This is a genomic window from Lapidilactobacillus bayanensis (assembly GCF_003946695.1).
GTDB classification, from domain to species: domain Bacteria; phylum Bacillota; class Bacilli; order Lactobacillales; family Lactobacillaceae; genus Lapidilactobacillus; species Lapidilactobacillus bayanensis.
On record NZ_RHOX01000024.1, the window covers coordinates 14,186 to 32,133 of the forward strand.

Sequence of the window (17,948 nt, forward strand, 5' to 3'; positions counted from 1 at the left end):
TGGTTCAAATCAAACCCACAGCGTCCCACCAGCGCATTTCCCGCAGGCACGAAGAACAGCAACATAACAATTCTAGGGCTTGGCACTTATCGCAAGGTACAAAAAAATCAGCAGATTTCACTGCTGATCTTAAGTAACTAAATTTATTTAGTTGAATTCCGCGTGATGATGCTATGTGGTAGCATGACCGTATTTTGTTCGATCTCTTCCTTATTCATCATCTTGGTTAATAAACGCATCGCAACTGCACCAATATCATAGAGTGGTTGTGCAATTGAGGTTAATTTCGGCCGCACAATTTCGGTCAAAATTGTGTTATTGCTCGTGATGATTTCGAAATCTTCAGGAATCTTAGCACCGGTATCAATCCCGCCATTTAAAAAGCCAACTGCTAATTCATCGTCTGTTATGACAGCAGCGGTTGCGCCAGCATGTTTAACAGCATCCCAAACGGCTTCTCCAGCACGATAGCTATATTCTGTTTCAAAGACGAGACTTTCATCATAAGCAATTTTAGCATCAGCTAAAGCGGTCTGATAGCCCTTTAAACGGTATTGACCATTGATTGGATCACTTAAAGGACCCGTCACAAAAGCAATATGTTGATTGCCAGTACTAATTAAGCGAGCAGTTGCTTCCTTAACAGCGGCTACATAATCAATATTAACACTGCCAATCTTACCGGATGGGTCGACCGTCCCTGCTAAAACGACTGGTGTCTTGCTGCGATCCAATTCTTTACGGATTGAATCATCAATATTTTGACCCATATAGATCAAGCCATCAACTTGTTTAGCTAAAATACTTTCTAGAACTGTGTTAACCTTATGCTTGCCTTCATCAGCACTAGCTAAAATAATGTTGTACTTATACATTGTCGCAACGTCGTTAATACCACGTGCTAATGATGCATAGAAGATATTAGTAATGTCTGGGATTAACACGCCGACAGTCGTTGTCCGATGACTAGCAAGTCCTCGTGCCACAGCATTAGGGCGATAATCTAATTTTTCAATCACCTTTAACACTTTTTCCCGTGTGTCAGGACGGACGTTAGGATTGCCATTAACGACCCGAGAAACTGTTGCCATTGAGACGCTTGCTTCGCGGGCAACATCATAAATTGTAATTGTTTGTTTTTCCATGTTTGGTTTGTTCCCCTTATGTTTTCATAGTTTTCCATTTTAATTTATCACTACATAGCAATAAATGCAAGCGTTTTTATATATTTTTGTGAAAATAAATCGCTTTCAACTATTTTCCTTTCAAAACTCTTTCATTAAATGAGCTATGCAAAAATATGTTATACTGGCATTGAAACTTTACTGGAAAGGAATCCTCCCTATGAAAAAACTTGAATCATTACAAAATTGGGTTCAGGACCAACACCTTGATGTCGTTTATATTAGCGATCCCAATAGTGTTGCTTACTTCACCAATTTTATTTCTGATGCACACGAGCGAATTCTCGGCTTGTTCGTGTTCGCTGATGCTGAACCATTTATGTTCGCGCCAGAATTATCAATTGGCTCTGCTAAAAAAGCCGGTTGGACTGGTGATATTTATGGCTACTTAGATCATCAGAAGCCATTTGCAATGATTGCAGATTTAATCAAACAGAGAACCAGTCACTATTCAGTCTGGGGCTTAGAAAAAGATAGCCTCCCTGTTGAACGTTTCGAATTAGTCCGGGAACAATTCCCGAATGCCACATTCCCAGCTAACGTATCTGAATGTGTTCGCCAAATGAAGCTTTTCAAAACACCTGGTGAAATCAACTTAATGGAAGAAGCTGGCGAGCAAGCTGATTTAGCCTTTACGCTTGGATTTAATGCGATCCAAGAAGGTCGCACTGAACAAGATGTTGTTGCGGAAATCCAATACGGCTTAATGAAGCAAGGTATTATGGAAATGAGCTTTGACACAATCGTTCAAGCAGGTGCTAACGCGGCTAATCCTCATGGCGGACCCGAAAAAGACAAAATCCAGCCTAACCAAATGGTACTGTTTGATCTGGGGACCAACAATAAAGGTTATATGAGTGATGCCAGTCGAACAGTTGCCTTTGGTCAATTAAGTGACAAACAGCGCGAGATTTATGATGTTTGTTTAGAAGCTCAGCTAACAGCACAGGATGCTGTCAAGCCAGGTATTACTGCCGCCCAATTAGATAAAGTTGCCCGTGATATCATTACTAAAGCTGGTTATGGCGAATACTTTATTCACCGTCTTGGCCATGGCATTGGAACGTCAACTCATGAATTCCCATCGATTATGGAAGGCAACAACATGGAATTGCAACCTGGTATGTGTTTCTCAATTGAACCAGGCATTTACATTCCCAACTTCGCCGGCGTTCGGATTGAAGATTGCGTTCACGTTACCGAAAATGGTTGCAAAGCTTTCACCCACACTTCAAAGGCCTTAAATCATATTCCAGTTCACTAATTGCTTAAAACTGAAAATTAGCGCGGACGCAACTGACGACAAATAACTATTTGGCAGCAAGCAACGACGCTACTTAAATTCAAAACGATTATTGCATAACAAAATATCCACCGCATCACTTAAATATGGTCATACTAAAAAACGTCTCTGAATCAGAATTCTGATCCGGAAACGTTTTTTTAAATTCACTTGTTATTTAGTTAAGTCGTCTTTAGCATCATCCGCAACTTTTTTAGCTTGATCAGCTAAGTCAGCGGCTTTGTCTTGTGCCTGCTTAGCGGCATCAGCAGCTTTGTCTTGAATATCTGCTGCTTGTTCTTTGACATCAGCAACAGCTTCATGATCTGTCACAGTAGCTTCTGCATCTGCGGCAGCAGCTTGTTCTTCGTCCTCGGCAGCTAAATCCGCAGCTTTGTCTTTATTTATTTCATCTTGCGCTTCTTGAAAGGCTGATTGGCTATCTAAGACGATATCGTCAAAGTCGTCACTCTCATCAACGCTGTCTTTCGTTTGTTCAAAACTACTCTTCAACTGGTCAGTCACATCACCAAATTGCATTTTCATTTGTTCAGTTGCATCTTGAAAGTTATCTTTAATTTGTTGAAATGCTTGACCAGAAGTATCGACAGCTGAGTGCAACCCTTCATGCTCATTTAAAACGTTATTAACTTTCTTAGCAGCTTCTTCACGCCAATCGGCCGTTGCATTATCAGCAATTTGATACAATTCTGTAGCGCGGTCTTTCATTTTGTCACGGTTATTTATTGCCCGTTTGCGCAAATCTTCGACCGTTTCAGGTGTTAAGCATAAAGCGGCACCAATTGCTGCTGCACTACCAATTACCAATCCTAAAAAGAAATGTCCTTTTGCCATGTAAAACGCTCCAATCTATCCGTTATTTTTATTTTTTCTCAAGACTGCACGAACAACACGTGTTGCAACACCCGCCGTTGCTGTCTTAGAGTTAGTAATCTTAGAAGCTAAATTGCGAGATGAAGTATTCAAATCAGATACAGAGGTTCCTAATTCTCCCATTGCCTTGAAAACAGGATCCAGATCGGCTACTTTGCCGTTTACATCGTCCAACAAGGTATTGCTCTTTACTAATAAACCCTCAACTTCATTTGATAACACATCGACATCCTTGGTTACCATGTTTAAAGATTGATTCACGCCGTCAACTGTCTTTTCAACATTTTTCATGACTTTGGTAATCCGCATCAAAAAGATTGAAATAAAAATAACCAATATCAGCAGTGCACCAGCAGCAATCAATCCTGCGATTTCTCCGCCTGACATAGAAAACCTCCTTAAATAAATCTACACTTACTTAATAAGGATAACACCAAGAAGGCCTGGGGGCAATTGATAAATGAATGCGTTAACTTTCGATAAATTAACGGCAATTTTTTTCATTGTAGCAAAAATTTGGTACACTAAACATAAATCATAAAAGGAGCCTTCTCATCTTGACCATTCCAACAATCTTTGAACAATTCGACTGGAGCAAAATTGGCGCTGATATCTTGAGTAAATTCATTGAGATTATACTCATCTCACTGCTCTTTTACTTATTAAATGTCTTCGGCCAAAAGCTAATCAGTCGCACGACTGAACATTATTTAAATAAAGAAAATACCTCGAACAACCGTATTTCAACTATTCGATCGCTACTCAAAAACGGCCTACTATATACCTTGCTAATCTTTTATATTTATACGGTTCTCACCGTCTTTGGTGTCCCAGTTGGTACATTGATTGCCAGTGCTGGAATTGCCAGTTTAGCTATTGGCTTAGGTGCACAAGGTTTTGTCAACGATATTGTCACTGGCTTCTTTATTTTAGTGGAGCAGCAATTTGAGGTCGGCGATTTGGTTACGATTAGCGATATTAACGGAACAGTCACGGCAATGGGCCTGAGAACCACCCAAGTTCGCTCTGCGGACGGTACATTGCATTACATTCCCAATCGTAACATTTCGATCGTGGCTAATTTCTCTCGCGGACATCGGCAACAGATTATTAACCTCCGCATCAAATCTGACACAAATATTGCGGAATTAGAAAAAGTCCTGCAACAAGTTAACGAGCAATTTTATAAATCAACCGACGAATTGTTAGCACTCCCAGAATTACTCGGCGTTAATGTGCAAGCAAACGGCAGTCTGATCTACCAAATTAAAATCAATCCCAAACAAGGCGCCGAAATTGCCATGCAACGCCTACTCGTCAGCAACTATCTTCCCGAATTAAAAAAAGTAGGCATTACCCTACCAACTAATACGATTAACTTACAAGGCTAATTTCGCTGGCTTTGATAATTGCATGCTAGATATGCAGAATCATTTGAGCGTCATTTTGCAGATCTTGTCCTTGTTTTTTTCGAGTAAAGTTTATCTTATCTAGCCTACAGTGATGCTGCAAAAATAACGCGAATTCGCTAAGCTGGTGTACGAGTTGAAATTACAAGCGACAGAGACGCCGCTAAAGTTTAAGCACCAGATTGCCGTTAGTAGCAACATTGAATTGGGTCAAAGGAAATAATTTGCGCACACCATCTAAAACGAAAGGGAACTGGGGTAAAATCCCAGTTCCCTTTTATTATTAATATTGCAGGGCAAAGATACCCTCATGCTACTTTTGCTTCGACTAAAAATCCGGTCGAATAAAATACAAACAGGGCGTAAATTCAACTTGCCACGTGCTCGACCTCTTGTTAAACCTTAAACGATTAATTCATTAGTTTGTTTCCTCAGGAACTTTTTTGATCACATCGTAATCATGTTCAAGATTATGCGCAATATAGTTGAAGGCCTTCATCATTTCTCGACGCGTTAGAATTCCCTTAAAGACATTATCTTGATCGACCATTGGCACGAACGGATTATCGACCATGAAATGCAGAACATCATCTAAATCAGCATCAGCACGAACTGTATCGAATTGTGTTTGCATGACATCCTTGACGACCAAACGTTGCAATGGTTTATCGCTAATGTCATTCAGCTCAATCATCTTGTCCGTAATCATCGGCATCGTCAGTAAACCCAACAAGTGAGATTCACCATCCAACACCGGAATTTTGGAATAACGAACTTTAGTTAGCAATAAAAAAGCATGCGTTAAAGGATTATCTTCTTGAACTGAAGCAACTTTATCACCAGGAATTAAAAAACCGGCTTGTTTTTCGTCTAACATATCTTGAATTGATTTAGCAATCATTAAGAATTGATCCTTTCTGTTTTCAGTAATATTTAAGAGAATCTTAATTGTATTCAGGCCTAATATCTGTATAATTTTTATTTGTATTCTATTCTTTTGGAGGAAAGTAATGACATATTCACTAGCAACAAGATTAGCTGCCGAATTCATTGGCACGGCAATTATGGTTCTGCTGGGCAATGGTTCCGTTGCCAATGTTGATTTAATTGGGACTAAAGGCGAACATGGTGGCTGGATTTTAATTTCACTCGGTTATGGGGCCGGTGTTATGATCCCCGCTTTAATGTTCGGTGGAATTTCGGGCAATCATATTAATCCTGCTTTCACTTTAGGCCTGGCATTCTCTGGTCTGTTCCCTTGGCATGACGTTCTACCCTATCTCGCGGTGCAAATGTTAGGCGCATTTGTTGGACAAGCAATCGTCGTTTTGGCCTACAAACCTTACTATGATCTAACTACTAATGCTGATCATATTTTAGGTACTTTTTCAACGATCGATAACGCTCATAGCCGCTTTAACGGCTTTGTCAACGAGTTCGTTGGGACTTACATTCTAGTTTTTGCCGCACTGGGTATTACTAAAGCACCGTTCTTCAACAATAACTTAGGTACAGCCCACTTAGCACTAGGCTTCTTGGTCATGACCTTAGTCGCATCGTTAGGTGGTCCAACCGGCCCGGCTTTAAACCCAGCACGTGACCTATCACCACGTATTTTACACGCACTCTTGCCATTAAAACACAAAAGTGACTCCCACTGGCGTTATGCTTGGGTCCCTGTTGTCGCACCAATTGTTGCTGGTATTTTAGCCGTATTTACGTATAAACATATTTTTATGTCGTAAGCTTTAAGTAGGAACCGGGAAAAAATCTCGGTTCTTTTTTTATGTCGTTGTGCCAGTGCGGCCCAAGTTCAGTGCTATCACCGCACTATTCTGTTCAACCAAAAAACAAATAGTAGGCTGAGTGATGCAGCAAACCTAATCCGCTCTTTAAGCTCGCGTTTTTAATGCTATTTTTTAGTAAATTGAAAATTCAAACCAGGTACTGGTTGCAAATTGCGTTGATAATACTGAACGTTAATTTCAGCACCATTAACCTCAACAACAGCATAAGTACCACGCAACGAAACAAAACGCCCACGCGGTTGACTAATTGAACCTGGATTCAGGAATAAGCGCTGCTGGTTCATTGCGCAAGCCAATTGGTGCGTATGACCGTAAAAGACCAAATCTGCTTGTTGTTCTTGCGCCAATAACGCTAACTGTTCTAAGCCGAAGTTAACGCCATAGCGATGTCCGTGCACAACTAGAATCTTTTGCCCAGCAATTTCGGTCGTGACGGTCAGTGGGAAATTCTGGTCAAAGTCCATATTACCTTGCACAATTTGGAAATGTTGACGGAGCGGATCATCCCAACTCAATTCAGAATCACCACAATGGATCAATGCGTCAACCTGGCCTTGATAATGATCGACAATGACTTGTAAAATCTGCTCATCACCATGACTATCACTAACCACAACTAATTTCATTTGCCCTGCTCCTGTTCTTGCCACCATTGCTGCCACACGGGCAATAAATTCTTAATCGCCGCACCTCGATGACTATATTTATTCTTCTCTTCCACTGACATTTCTGCAAAAGTCTTCGCCAATTCGGCCAAGTAAAAAAGTGGATCATAACCGAACCCATCGTCGCCACGAGGTACAGTCAAAATCTGACCAGGAACATTACCTTCGACGACTAAATCTTGATCAGAACGCTCCGGCCAAGCCATTACTAAAGTTGTATGAAAATTGGCCGTCCGCTGTTCTGGTGCCACCCCGCCAAGGTTGGCCAACAAACGGGCATTATTGGCCGCGTCATTATGACCCTCTCCAGCATAACGAGCCGAATAAATTCCCGGCTGACCGTGTAAATAATCAACTTGCAACCCGGAATCATCAGCTAAAACCGGTGTTTGTAAAATTTTAGCAAAATGATCAGCCTTCAAACGCGCATTCTCTTCAAAAGTATGACCGGTTTCATTGACCTGTGCCAAATTGTCGAAGTCATTTAACGTTTTAACTTGCCAACCTGCTGGTTCAAAAATATCCCGAAATTCGCGAGCCTTACCTTGATTCTGTGTCGCAATAACTAAAACTTTCTTCATTCGTGACTCTCCTTGTTTAGATGTACTTGTTGTGCATGCAGATCATCCATCCCTAGCCACTGAGAACCAATTAAATCAAACATTTCCGGCGCCGCCGTCGTATAAAACTCCGCCGTAGCCGGCCGCTCAGTGTTGAGATTAGCCAAGTTGAAGTAATCAAGTAAAACCGACACTTCGGAAACCGTCTCCGCTCCAGAATCAATTAATTGTACCTTGTCACCAAGATAAGCGCGGATTAGTGGCCGCAACAAAGGATAGTGCGTGCAGCCTAAAATTAAAGTATCAATCTCAGTCTGCTTAAAAGGTGCTAACGTCTCTGCAACTACTTTTTTAGCCAAGGGCGTGTTGAACTCATTGCTTTCAACTAAGGGAACAAACTTCGGAGCAGCCATGCTAATAACGTTTAATCGAGCATTACGTGCTTTTAGCGCTTTAACATAGGCTTGTGACTTATCAGTTCCTTCCGTAGAAATAATTCCAATTTGATTATTGCGTGTCGCCTTAATCGCCGCACGCGTTCCTGGTAGAATTACACCCACAACCGGAATCGTCAGTCGCGGTTTGATCACTTCTAACGCCGCAGCGGTCGCAGTATTACAAGCAATCACCAACATCTTAATATCTTTTTGCAATAAAAACTGGACCATTTGCCAAGTAAACTCCTGTACTTGACTGGCCGGCCGTGGACCATAAGGCAAACGCGCCTGATCGCCAATGAAGACAATATCTTCATGAGGCAATTGCCGCAGTGCTTCTTTAACAACCGTTAGTCCGCCGACACCTGAATCTAAAAAACCTATTGGCTGATTCGCCATATTACCAAGCCTCACGAATTTGAATTAAACTATATTGTCGCCTTTTTTAGCATTTTTTTCAAGTTATGAAGATTCTTAGAAACGATGCTTAGCTTCTTAACGAGTATGGTGAACAAGTTATTATCGCTGCTGCAAATGTGAATTTGCTCCCGAAAATAATTAAAACTAGAACTATCAGGTTGTGCTTCTTCGTGCCTGCGGAAAATGCGCTGGTGGAACGCTGCGAGCTTGATTTGAGCCAAATAAATTTGTCTCAAATACAATCTTTGTTGTAAGTGGTAAACCACTAACAACAATTCCGCGGCTGACCGCGATTTCCCTCCGGCACTGACGAATGTGCGTTAGTTCGACTAAACTTCAAGTTTTTACTTCTCAAAATTTTAGGGGGTAATTCAACCACTCGTCAACTCAGCGCTTGCGCAAAAGTTGCTATCTTGCTTGTTTAGTGGTGGAAAATAAATACCGCTCAGTAGTGACATTAATGTTGGCAATTTATTGCCTACATTAAGGCTCGTATTTGAGACGATTTGTCCTTTAATCGGCTCGAATCGACGCCCACTACGTTCCAGCGACAAGTATTTATTTTCCACCACGGTACCGCGCAGGTTCCATATGCAACCTTTGCGCAAGCGCGAAGAAGTACAATATAACAGTTCTAGTTACCACTATCTCGGCCAGCAACACAACTTAATAAGAAACAATCCTTTAATTTTAGAGACACAAAAAGCCCAAAGCATTTTGCTTTGGGCTTGATTTGATTAGGCTGTATATTTAGCCAATGTTTCTTCAAGTTGTTCTTTACTATGATAGCCGACAACTTTTTCGACAACTTCGCCATCTTTTTTGATAACTAAAGTTGGAATTGCCATGATTCCGAATGATTGTGGTGTGTCAGGATTTTCATCGACGTCCATCTTAGTGAATTTAACGTTTTTCATTTCTTCTTCAAGCTTTTCAACAACGGGTGACTGCATCCGACAAGGACCGCACCAAGTTGCCCAGAAGTCAGTCAAGACGACACCGTGATCTGTTTCTTGCGCAAATGTTTTATCTGTAATTGCTTTAACCATTATGAAGAACCTCCATTCGAATCTTACATATTCATATTATCGCACAATTCCAATTGATTACAATTAGTTTGCTTACAAAAAATAACTAAGATTGATTCAGCCTTGCTTGACCGCTTCAGCGAACAAATTTGAGCCTTAACGCCGATCATCTATCAGAGTGAGATCAATTTACTTAAAGTAAACGATTGTTGCGCCGTTGCCACCAGCCGATGCTGGCGCGTATTCATATTTTTTGATGCGGCGATTAGTCTTCAAGTAATCTTGAACACCTTGACGAATTGCACCCGTCCCTTTACCATGCACGATCGTTACTGATTCATAGCCTGCTAACAAGGCCGAATCAATATATTGGTCCAAGTTAGCAAGTGCTTCTTCATAACGTTGACCACGCAAATCAAGTTGAGTTGAAACATGTGAACTACTTCCGCGAACGGTCACAATCTGTCGTTGTGGGGCTGCTTTTTCAGGTTTAATTTTTTCTAAATCCCGCGCCGGTAATTTCATCTTGATAATGCCAACTTGAACTTCGAACTGCTTCTCATTAAACTTCTGCGTAATGACGCCTATTTGACCGTATGAGAGTACTTTGACATCATCTCCGACCGTCAGCTCTTGTTTTCTTTTGGCACGCTGCAAAACGCGATTATGAGCCAATTCACGTTGCGGATGTAAGCTGTTCAATTTACCTTTGGCATCAATTAACTGATTCTCTTTAACATCAGTCCGACCAGTTAAGCGCATCTGCCGCAACTCGTCAATGACGTCATCAGCCTGCTTTTGCGCAGCGGTGACTAAATCATCAGCCTTATCTTTAGCCTTGTTCATCAACAGATCGCGTTGTGCATTAAAATCAGACCAAGCCTTGCTAAGTTCTTGGTGTAATTCAGTCGCGTCAGCTAATTGTTGTTGCAATTGCGCACCAGTTTCCTCAGTCTGCTTGCGCTGTTGCTCTAAATCACTAATCATGTTGTTCAAATCTTGACTAGCATCATTCATCAAGGCTTGCGCAGCAGCAACAATAGCGTCAGGCATTCCTAAACGCCGGGAAATATCAAAGGCATTGGAACGTCCAGGAACACCAATTAGCAACCGATATGTTGGCTGCAAGGATTCAACGTCAAATTCCATACTGGCATTAATTGTCCCCGGCCGTTCATAACCATAGAGTTTCAATTCAGGATAGTGGGTTGAAGCGACAACATAGGCGCCCACACCACCAAGAAAATCGAGAATGGCAATCGCCAAGCTCGCTCCCTCTTGCGGATCTGTCCCAGCACCTAACTCATCGAATAAGACGAGATCTTGATCATCAACCTGATCCAAAATATGAATAATATTATCCATATGAGCCGAAAAAGTACTTAAGTTTTGTTCAATTGATTGTTCATCGCCAATATCCGCAAAAACTTCGCGGAAAATACCAACGCGACTTTCTTCACCGGCGGGAATAAACAACCCAGCTTGTGCCATCAATTGAATTAATCCTAAAGTTTTCAAGGTGATTGTTTTACCACCCGTGTTCGGACCGGTAACAACAATGGCCTGATAATCTTGCCCAATGGCGATGTCGTTACTGACGACCTTTTTGGGATCAATTAAGGGATGGCGCGCTTGGCGTAAGGCAACCGCATTGTTATCCGCAATAATTGGTTCTGTGGCTTTAATTTGTGCCGCATAATGCGCTTTGGCGTTAATAAAGTCTAGCTCGCCCATTACCGTTTGATTGTGTCGCAACTCATTGGTATAAGGTGCCAACATCACCGATAGCTCAGCGAAAATTCGGTCGATCTCTTGTTTTTCTTCTAGTTGTTCCTGACGTAGCTTATTATTTAAATTCAAAACACTTTGTGGTTCCACATAAACCGTTTGGCCACTGGCACTTTGATCATGAATAATGCCACCGAATTGATGCTTATATTCAGCACGAACTGGAATAACATAGCGCTCATCACGAATTGTCACAATCGGTTCAGTTAAATATTTGGCACTACTTCCATGAGTGTATTCATCCATTTTGCTACGGATTTGTGCTTCGTTGCCGTGAATCGTCTTGCGAATCGCCGCTAACTTCGTAGAAGCCTCATCCAAAACTGTCCCGTCAGAATCGATGCTCCGCCGTAACATTTGCGTCTGTTCAGGCAAGCCAACTAACTGCTCAACTAACTTAGGCACTGCGCGTAATTCAAAAGACAATTCCAAATCACGAAAGAATCGAAGGACGGAACTGGTCGCCTGTAAATTACGACTAATCGCTGCTAATTCAAGTCCGTTTAAACTACCACCGATTTCCAAGCGTTTTAAGGCCGGCGCAACGGTTTGCAGTTGGGCAATCGGCATACCGCCCTTAACGCGCAACAAATCTACACCATCTTTAGTTTCATCAAGCATTTGTTGGACCTGATCACGATCGTTGGCAGGCACCAATTCATGAGCCAGTTCCCGTCCCATGTCGGTCCGCAAATGCGGTTGTAACTTTTGCTTAATCTTATTAAATTCAAGTGTGGTTAATACTTTGGTATTCATTTTTTCACCTCTAACTTTTCAGAAAAAAAGTGGGACAAAAGCCGGATTGAGGTCACGAATTAACCTAGTCGTTCTGATTGACCAAGTTTTCAGTCGAGCAGAACGCGTAGTTAAGTCACTGGCGCTCAGGTTTTCGTCCCACGACAACGCAAATTAGCTAAAACTAAAATTTCTTGTCGCAAATTTTAGTTTTCAGCAGAATAATGGTGGTTAACCGTTGCACCAGGTCACAACGTGCACAATCTGCAACGATAAACTTGTCCCTTATCCCTAATTATCTCACTATTTCACGATCCATAATCTCGTGATCCATTTAGTTAGGAATGGCGTGTAACGCACAGTTAAAGTTGCTAACCATGACTTTTCTAGCATGGTTTGAATCGCCGTGACCGGAATTAAAGCCAGTAAATACAGAATCAAAAATAAGGCCGTGTAGGTGACGAAGAAGCCGAGAAAAGCACTACCGGCAACATTGGTCAATGGATCGATTGGGATAAAAATCAAATTGTGTAAGAACAGCCCCACTAAATGAGTCACTGCCCATCCCAGCACCACAATAATCAAAAAGGCACAACCCGCGTAAAAAGCACTATCCAAATCTAACCCAACTTTAGATGTGAAGAAGGTAAATTTACTGTCCAACGATGCAGAAGGATAAGGGATCAACAGTGTTAATTTAGTAGCAAGCGACTGATAGAAGCTTTGCGCAAATAGTAATGTAATGAAATATCCTAACGTGTAAAAGCCTTGCAGCAATAAACCACGCCGCCCACTGATATAAATATTATAGGCAAATATAATCAAAATTAGAAAACTAAGCATAAAAACCTCTTCATGATATTTAATTTGATCAGCTCATACTGCCGAGCTCAATTGTTGATTGGCAAAATTAAGCGTGAAAGTTCATCGCTTGTTGATTGACAGATTGCTAAATTGAATAAAAATAGTTTATCACTAATTAGCAGATTCAACCAGCTAGCTAAGTTAAATTAAAGATAACCTTACTTTTCAACCGCGTTGACAGTGACAGTTGTCATACTTTTTCGCACTAATCAAGAAAAAGGACTCGGGACAAAACTCCCAAGTCCTTTTCGCGTTTTGAAACGTGCTACGAAAGTCTGACAATTCCGCTTAAGCCAGCAATGAATAAGTTCAAAGAACGAACTTTTTCATTGCTTTCTTAATGCTCATTGTCAACCCGACTTTCTCCGCACTCTGATCTGAAACGTGCTGCGAAACAACTGCTGGTACGAAATTTAAGTGAAAATCTTGCTGCATTAGCATGCATCAATCTTTCCATTTAAATTTGGACCAGCAACCCGTTGTCTTTCGCACTCTGATCTGAAATGTGCTGCGAAACAACTGGCGGAAGTGAATTTAAGCGTGAATCTCCTTGCGTTGACACGCAATGATCTTCCCGTTTAAATTCATACCGCCAACCCGTTGCTTCTCCGCACTCTGATCTGAAACGTGCTGCGAGTTGCAGTGATTATGTGGTAAGGAAATAAATTCAGAAATCAAAAGCGATTTCCAAATTTATTTCCTTACCACGCCATCACTAACCGCAATTCTCCGCACTCTGATTTCAGCTAGTCGCTTAAGTTTTCGTCGTGTAGGAATACGTCCAATACGCCTTGAACCATGTCCCACTCGGCGTCGTCTTCGATTGGTTGTAGGTCGCCGGATGTGGCATCACCGTTCTCATCGGGTGCATAAGCAAATGGATAAATATCAACTTGCTCGTCTTCTTGTGCACCTGCCGGAATTAACAACACATATGAACGGTTGAAGTCTTCTGAATCAAAGGTAAAGAGAATTTCGTAAAGTTCTTCGTTACCATCTTCATCAACTAATGTAATTTGTCGTTGTTCATCTTCTAAGTCACTGAAGTCAACGATGTTTTTATCTTGATCAGCCATAGTTCCTCCTAATTCACTTCTAATGTTAGTTTCTGATGTTCGTGGCGGTGTCCATTCAACTAAGGCAAAGTTCGCCAAGTTAAACCATGACCATATTAGTTGTTGCTAATTTATTGTTGGGTTAATTTGCCCTTAGCATCCAAATAATTCTGTAGTATAAAAACGGCGGCAAGCTTATCGATGACCGCCTTGCGCTTCTTGCGCGAAACGTTGCCATCCTCAATTAACATCCGTTCAGCCTCAACTGTGGTCAGACGTTCATCTTGAAAATCCACTGGCAATTGAAACTTGCGAACTAAGCGCTCACCATAGTACTGGGAACGTTCTGCACGTGGTCCCAAAGTATTATTCATGTTTTTGGGAAGACCTAGTACGAAACCTGTTACTTGATAATCTTCAACTAGTTGTTTGACCCGCTTTAACCCAAGATTCTCATTGACCTCATCGATGGCAATAATCTCAACACCCTGCGCGGTCCAACCTAGTTCATCACTAATCGCAACACCAACTGTTTTAGAGCCGACATCTAGTCCCATTAGGCGCATTTTAACGCTCCTTGTTTAAGTAATTACGGACTAATTCTTCAATAATCTCGTCACGTTCGTGTTTGAGAATCAAATTACGCGCATCATTGTGCCGTGGAATATAAGCTGGATCCCCAGACAAAAGATACCCGACAATTTGATTGATCGGATTATAACCCTTTTCTTCTAATGCCTGATAAACATTTTCAAGTGTATCTTTAACATTTTTTGACTCGTTATCATCAAAAGAAAAGGACATTGTTTTATCCAATTCGCTCATGACCGTCACCTCGCTTAACATTGATGATACATGAAAGAAACACAAAAAACAATCTTTGTTACCGTTGTGTAACCTAACCACAATATAAACATAAAAAGCGGTACCAATATTGCGCATCATAAAAAAATAGGTCAAGTTACATCAGGGTAATTTAGCGCCTTGACGAAACTTGACAATGATTGAATCCATTTTAATGGCGCCACCCTGAGCGCAACTTAAAATTTAAAATGATTGCCTACGATGCCGCTTCTGTAAGTATGCAGCTCATCTAATCAACGAATGAGAAATGGTGTCCTTCTTTTGGCGCTTTAAGCAGAGAAATAGCACTAATACTAACGCACTCGTGAAAAACACCTTGTACATCGAACCCAACAGGTAACCGAAATTCTGACCAATTCCCAGCAACATCACCAAGATTGCTGACAAAATACTCGTGAAAACATCTTGCAATAGGAAAATATTGGGCTGATCATGTGTGGTGACTTCCGTTTGCGTGATGTTGTACAACATATTACCGATCAACGTTGACCCGAATGCTAGAAATGTATAGAACACCAATAACTGTGCGTATGACTGACAAAAAGCGACCAATGCGAGATAAATCAAAAAGAGGCCACTGCCAATATAGAAAAGCCGGTCATAATTTGGTTTAATCTTTTTAAAAGTCAACAATGAGGAAACCACCAAGAAAGCAATCGCTAAAAATGAAAGTGCAAAAGCATATTGAGCATTAGAAATCCCAACTTCATGCGTTAAAAAAATCACTTCAAAAGAATCAAAACTAGACGCAACTGCCTCCAACACAACCCAAGCTAAAAAGATATAGGCATAATTTCTGTAAGATTTAAAAATTGTGAGCAGTTGGTGCCAATTGTGCTTGGGTTTGGCTAATTCCGACTTAGCTTGATCGTCTGTTAAGGTAATCTGAGGAAGTAAGAGTAATAAAAACGCAGACGAAATTGTCAAGCTACCATACAAAATAAATAAAACAGATTGATTAACTTGTTGGAATAAACCAACCAAAAGTGGCCCGATGAAGTACGAAATCGAACCAACTAAAGTAATGCTAGCGTTGAAACGACTCAGATTATCTTTCGGCACCAGAAACGGAATCGACGTCATCAAATAACTTCCAAACAGATCACCAAGCATTTCAAATCCTAAAACACAATAAAAAGAACGTAACTATGAAATAAAAGTGGCATGACAAATAATAGCGCGGCCTTGATTGCTTCAAGCACAAATAAAAAGAGTTTCGTAGATTTCGGTGGCCGAATGAATTGATTAAGACTAGCTGCAAAGAGATCGCCTAACAGCTTGGCAATCCAAAGTATCAAGACGGCGTTGACTGAGATCTTTGCGAGGACGAGGTTTAAGGCAACCACATAACCAAATTGTGCCGTCAATGAAACCAAGCGATTAAGAACGATAGGTAAAGTTTTCCGATTATAAACGATTAACAGGCGCTTCATCTTGCGTCCTCCTTGGTAATTCAGATTGGATTTGATTAATGAGTTTTAAGACAACTTACTTTGTTTTTGTTTAGCCTTTATGTTGCACTTCTGGACTATATACCAACTTTAGTTGCTTTTTAATACTTCTTAGTATGTGAGATGTAAATTTAAATTTGCTACTTTAATTTTCCGATAACTCTCAAAAAGCGACTTAATTCACTTGGTATTATCGAGAAACAAAAAGCCGAGTTTCAATTACAGCAGTATCACTCTAAAAAATTCATCTCAAAAAAACGTTTCGTATATTAAACCCTACATTAATTTTTTAAGGCTGTCTGCGAAAGTATAACATCCTGCGAATTCAAAAACGGCAAGTGCGCCCTCTGTTAAAGTACGCCCTGTCTCCTCAGTGCCAGTTTTCAACATAATCAGACCTTGATAGAACTTAATAAAATTTCGTTCCAATAAAAATGCTTCAGACAAATTTTGCATCTCAATTAGATTGAGAAACTTTTTTGCCTGAGAATACTTTTCTTTTTTGATGAGTAATTCAATTGTGTTCAGCAAAATGTTCAAACACGTTTCATAAAGACTAGTGTTACCTTGAAAAATACTACATTTCTCGAAGAGGTTTCCAGAAAAAATAACAATCGTCTCAAGCGGTAAAACAAACATGGTATTGCCATAAAGAATCAGTTCATAGTTACCCCAATCCTCACAGGAGAATAAATAATCTGTTAAGGCCTTTAAATCAACACTGTCATCAAGTTTCCTTTCCTGCGTATTAGCCAATAATACTTCAGCCATGATCCAATTTAATTGGTCAAAAACCAATCGAGATTCAAGGTATTTCTGATTAAGTCTTTTGCTATATCTCAGCAAACTCGAAACATCTTGCGCCATCACTAATTTAGTTAAGACAGATAGCGTTTTGCTGTCATCGGACAATTCGTAATGGTTCATGGTCATTTGAAACTCATAAGGTGTCACATTAATCTTCTTTAATAAGTGAAAAAAACGTTGTGTTGAAAGATCCGAAATACCATTTTCAAACTTTGAAATCATACTCTTCGAGACAACATCATCAGACAATGAGCTTAAACTGACACCTTTTGATTCTCGAATGTTTTTGAATGTTGTACCAAAATTTTTAGCCATCAGTATCACCTGTTTCATATGTTAAACATTTGATTGCTTCCCTAGTCACTTAACTTAAGCTATCCCTAATGGAGGAAACGTCAAATGAAAAAACTTGAACAAGAACTAGTCCGCTTTAAACAAGAACAGTCATCCAACATCTATGAAAAAAACCGTTATTGCTACTGGGATCCCTTATTACAAATATTACCAGCTCAAGGGTGGAAAATCCATATCTCAAGTTTTTTTAATAATTCAACAACAATATTTAATTTAGTATCATCATATTGCGTTTCTAACTTAATATCTTTCAAATTTATTAAATCCCTGAATTGTCAAATCAAATGCAACACTAATTCCAAAAGCAAGAAATTGGTCTAGAAGGCATATCTTTAAGCTGGTG

General features: G+C 40.5%; 19 protein-coding genes and 1 pseudogene. 4 read left to right on the top strand and 16 right to left on the bottom strand.

The features are described 5' to 3' along the window. Positions 1-143 precede the first annotated feature (143 nt). Positions 144-1,145, bottom strand: a complete 1,002-nt coding sequence (gene ccpA, locus EKM65_RS08970; RefSeq protein ID WP_125607658.1) for a catabolite control protein A — start codon at positions 1,143-1,145, stop codon at positions 144-146. 199 nt (positions 1,146-1,344) lie between these two features. On the opposite strand from ccpA, the gene EKM65_RS08975 reads away from it, so the two are divergent. After that, a complete protein-coding gene (locus EKM65_RS08975; RefSeq protein ID WP_125607660.1) occupies positions 1,345-2,448 on the top strand; it encodes an aminopeptidase P family protein in 1,104 nt (367 codons plus the stop codon). Positions 2,449-2,640: 192 nt separating this feature from the next. Here the strand turns inward: EKM65_RS08975 and EKM65_RS08980 are convergent, their stop codons facing one another. Beyond that, positions 2,641-3,321: a YtxH domain-containing protein gene (locus tag EKM65_RS08980; protein ID WP_125607662.1), complete on the bottom strand. Its 681-nt coding sequence runs from the start codon at positions 3,319-3,321 to the stop codon at positions 2,641-2,643. Between the two features lie 15 nt (positions 3,322-3,336). Next, a complete protein-coding gene (locus tag EKM65_RS08985; protein WP_125607664.1) occupies positions 3,337-3,747 on the bottom strand; it encodes a DUF948 domain-containing protein in 411 nt (136 codons plus the stop codon). Positions 3,748-3,917: 170 nt separating this feature from the next. Between EKM65_RS08985 and EKM65_RS08990 the strand changes: the two genes are divergently transcribed. Beyond that, complete coding sequence (locus EKM65_RS08990; RefSeq protein ID WP_164506889.1) at positions 3,918-4,751, top strand: mechanosensitive ion channel family protein; 834 nt, start codon at positions 3,918-3,920, stop codon at positions 4,749-4,751. 436 nt (positions 4,752-5,187) lie between these two features. Here EKM65_RS08990 and cbpB read toward each other — a convergent pair whose 3' ends face one another. Next, a complete protein-coding gene (cbpB, locus tag EKM65_RS08995) occupies positions 5,188-5,670 on the bottom strand; it encodes a cyclic-di-AMP-binding protein CbpB (protein ID WP_125607667.1) in 483 nt (160 codons plus the stop codon). 109 nt (positions 5,671-5,779) lie between these two features. Here cbpB and EKM65_RS09000 point away from each other — a divergent pair, with 109 nt between their 5' ends. Next, positions 5,780-6,514 carry an MIP/aquaporin family protein gene (locus EKM65_RS09000; RefSeq protein WP_125607669.1) on the top strand — a complete coding sequence of 245 codons (735 nt, stop codon included), beginning with the start codon at positions 5,780-5,782 and terminating at the stop codon, positions 6,512-6,514. Positions 6,515-6,681: 167 nt separating this feature from the next. On the opposite strand, the gene EKM65_RS09005 is transcribed toward EKM65_RS09000, so the two are convergent. The 12 genes and pseudogenes from EKM65_RS09005 to EKM65_RS09065 all read right to left on the bottom strand — a co-directional run bounded on the left by EKM65_RS09005 (position 6,682) and on the right by EKM65_RS09065 (position 17,566). Further along, on the bottom strand, positions 6,682-7,203 hold the full coding sequence (locus EKM65_RS09005) for a metallophosphoesterase (protein WP_125607671.1): 522 nt from the start codon (positions 7,201-7,203) through the stop codon (positions 6,682-6,684). Then, positions 7,200-8,638 (bottom strand): annotated as a pseudogene (racE, locus tag EKM65_RS11485) (glutamate racemase). The gene EKM65_RS09005 and the pseudogene racE overlap by 4 nt, the downstream one beginning before the upstream one ends. 392 nt (positions 8,639-9,030) lie before the next feature. Continuing rightward, the gene (locus tag EKM65_RS09020; protein ID WP_125607677.1) at positions 9,031-9,228 is read right to left on the bottom strand and encodes a hypothetical protein; all 198 of its coding nucleotides are present in this window, start codon (positions 9,226-9,228) and stop codon (positions 9,031-9,033) included. Positions 9,229-9,396: 168 nt separating this feature from the next. Continuing rightward, the gene (gene trxA / locus EKM65_RS09025) at positions 9,397-9,708 is read right to left on the bottom strand and encodes a thioredoxin (protein WP_125607679.1); all 312 of its coding nucleotides are present in this window, start codon (positions 9,706-9,708) and stop codon (positions 9,397-9,399) included. A 168-nt stretch (positions 9,709-9,876) separates the two neighbouring features. Further along, the gene (locus EKM65_RS09030) at positions 9,877-12,231 is read right to left on the bottom strand and encodes an endonuclease MutS2 (RefSeq protein WP_125607681.1); all 2,355 of its coding nucleotides are present in this window, start codon (positions 12,229-12,231) and stop codon (positions 9,877-9,879) included. 282 nt (positions 12,232-12,513) lie between these two features. Further along, the gene (locus EKM65_RS09035; protein WP_125607683.1) at positions 12,514-13,053 is read right to left on the bottom strand and encodes a CvpA family protein; all 540 of its coding nucleotides are present in this window, start codon (positions 13,051-13,053) and stop codon (positions 12,514-12,516) included. A 767-nt stretch (positions 13,054-13,820) separates the two neighbouring features. Further along, a complete protein-coding gene (locus EKM65_RS09040) occupies positions 13,821-14,150 on the bottom strand; it encodes a DUF1292 domain-containing protein (RefSeq protein WP_125607685.1) in 330 nt (109 codons plus the stop codon). A gap of 110 nt (positions 14,151-14,260) precedes the next feature. Continuing rightward, the gene (ruvX, locus tag EKM65_RS09045) at positions 14,261-14,695 is read right to left on the bottom strand and encodes a Holliday junction resolvase RuvX (RefSeq protein ID WP_164506890.1); all 435 of its coding nucleotides are present in this window, start codon (positions 14,693-14,695) and stop codon (positions 14,261-14,263) included. Position 14,696: 1 nt separating this feature from the next. Continuing rightward, positions 14,697-14,954, bottom strand: coding sequence for an IreB family regulatory phosphoprotein (locus tag EKM65_RS09050; protein ID WP_057757377.1), 258 nt, complete (start codon positions 14,952-14,954; stop codon positions 14,697-14,699). Positions 14,955-15,218: 264 nt separating this feature from the next. Further along, entirely contained in the window at positions 15,219-16,076 is an 858-nt protein-coding gene (locus EKM65_RS09055; RefSeq protein WP_164506891.1) for an MFS transporter, read from the bottom strand. A gap of 38 nt (positions 16,077-16,114) precedes the next feature. Beyond that, positions 16,115-16,426 (bottom strand): hypothetical protein, encoded by a 312-nt coding sequence (locus tag EKM65_RS09060; RefSeq protein ID WP_125607689.1) that lies wholly within the window; start codon positions 16,424-16,426, stop codon positions 16,115-16,117. Positions 16,427-16,720: 294 nt separating this feature from the next. Continuing rightward, a complete protein-coding gene (locus EKM65_RS09065; RefSeq protein WP_225420443.1) occupies positions 16,721-17,566 on the bottom strand; it encodes an Rgg/GadR/MutR family transcriptional regulator in 846 nt (281 codons plus the stop codon). A gap of 84 nt (positions 17,567-17,650) precedes the next feature. Between EKM65_RS09065 and EKM65_RS11645 the strand changes: the two genes are divergently transcribed. After that, positions 17,651-17,926 carry a class III lanthionine synthetase LanKC N-terminal domain-containing protein gene (locus EKM65_RS11645; RefSeq protein ID WP_449823242.1) on the top strand — a complete coding sequence of 92 codons (276 nt, stop codon included), beginning with the start codon at positions 17,651-17,653 and terminating at the stop codon, positions 17,924-17,926. Positions 17,927-17,948 lie beyond the last annotated feature (22 nt).

What these genes read in the sequence shown, in the direction of transcription:
- ccpA (WP_125607658.1), bottom strand. Translation starts at nt 1,145, where the DNA reads ATGGAAAAACAAACAATTACAATTTATGATGTTGCCCGCGAAGCAAGC.
- EKM65_RS08975 (WP_125607660.1), top strand. Translation starts at nt 1,345, where the DNA reads ATGAAAAAACTTGAATCATTACAAAATTGGGTTCAGGACCAACACCTT.
- EKM65_RS08980 (WP_125607662.1), bottom strand. Translation starts at nt 3,321, where the DNA reads ATGGCAAAAGGACATTTCTTTTTAGGATTGGTAATTGGTAGTGCAGCA.
- EKM65_RS08985 (WP_125607664.1), bottom strand. Translation starts at nt 3,747, where the DNA reads ATGTCAGGCGGAGAAATCGCAGGATTGATTGCTGCTGGTGCACTGCTG.
- cbpB (WP_125607667.1), bottom strand. Translation starts at nt 5,670, where the DNA reads ATGATTGCTAAATCAATTCAAGATATGTTAGACGAAAAACAAGCCGGT.
- EKM65_RS09000 (WP_125607669.1), top strand. Translation starts at nt 5,780, where the DNA reads ATGACATATTCACTAGCAACAAGATTAGCTGCCGAATTCATTGGCACG.
- EKM65_RS09005 (WP_125607671.1), bottom strand. Translation starts at nt 7,203, where the DNA reads ATGAAATTAGTTGTGGTTAGTGATAGTCATGGTGATGAGCAGATTTTA.
- trxA (WP_125607679.1), bottom strand. Translation starts at nt 9,708, where the DNA reads ATGGTTAAAGCAATTACAGATAAAACATTTGCGCAAGAAACAGATCAC.
- EKM65_RS09030 (WP_125607681.1), bottom strand. Translation starts at nt 12,231, where the DNA reads ATGAATACCAAAGTATTAACCACACTTGAATTTAATAAGATTAAGCAA.
- EKM65_RS09035 (WP_125607683.1), bottom strand. Translation starts at nt 13,053, where the DNA reads ATGCTTAGTTTTCTAATTTTGATTATATTTGCCTATAATATTTATATC.
- EKM65_RS09040 (WP_125607685.1), bottom strand. Translation starts at nt 14,150, where the DNA reads ATGGCTGATCAAGATAAAAACATCGTTGACTTCAGTGACTTAGAAGAT.
- ruvX (WP_164506890.1), bottom strand. Translation starts at nt 14,695, where the DNA reads ATGCGCCTAATGGGACTAGATGTCGGCTCTAAAACAGTTGGTGTTGCG.
- EKM65_RS09050 (WP_057757377.1), bottom strand. Translation starts at nt 14,954, where the DNA reads ATGAGCGAATTGGATAAAACAATGTCCTTTTCTTTTGATGATAACGAG.
- EKM65_RS09055 (WP_164506891.1), bottom strand. Translation starts at nt 16,076, where the DNA reads ATGACGTCGATTCCGTTTCTGGTGCCGAAAGATAATCTGAGTCGTTTC.
- EKM65_RS09060 (WP_125607689.1), bottom strand. Translation starts at nt 16,426, where the DNA reads ATGAAGCGCCTGTTAATCGTTTATAATCGGAAAACTTTACCTATCGTT.
- EKM65_RS09065 (WP_225420443.1), bottom strand. Translation starts at nt 17,566, where the DNA reads ATGGCTAAAAATTTTGGTACAACATTCAAAAACATTCGAGAATCAAAA.
- EKM65_RS11645 (WP_449823242.1), top strand. Translation starts at nt 17,651, where the DNA reads ATGAAAAAACTTGAACAAGAACTAGTCCGCTTTAAACAAGAACAGTCA.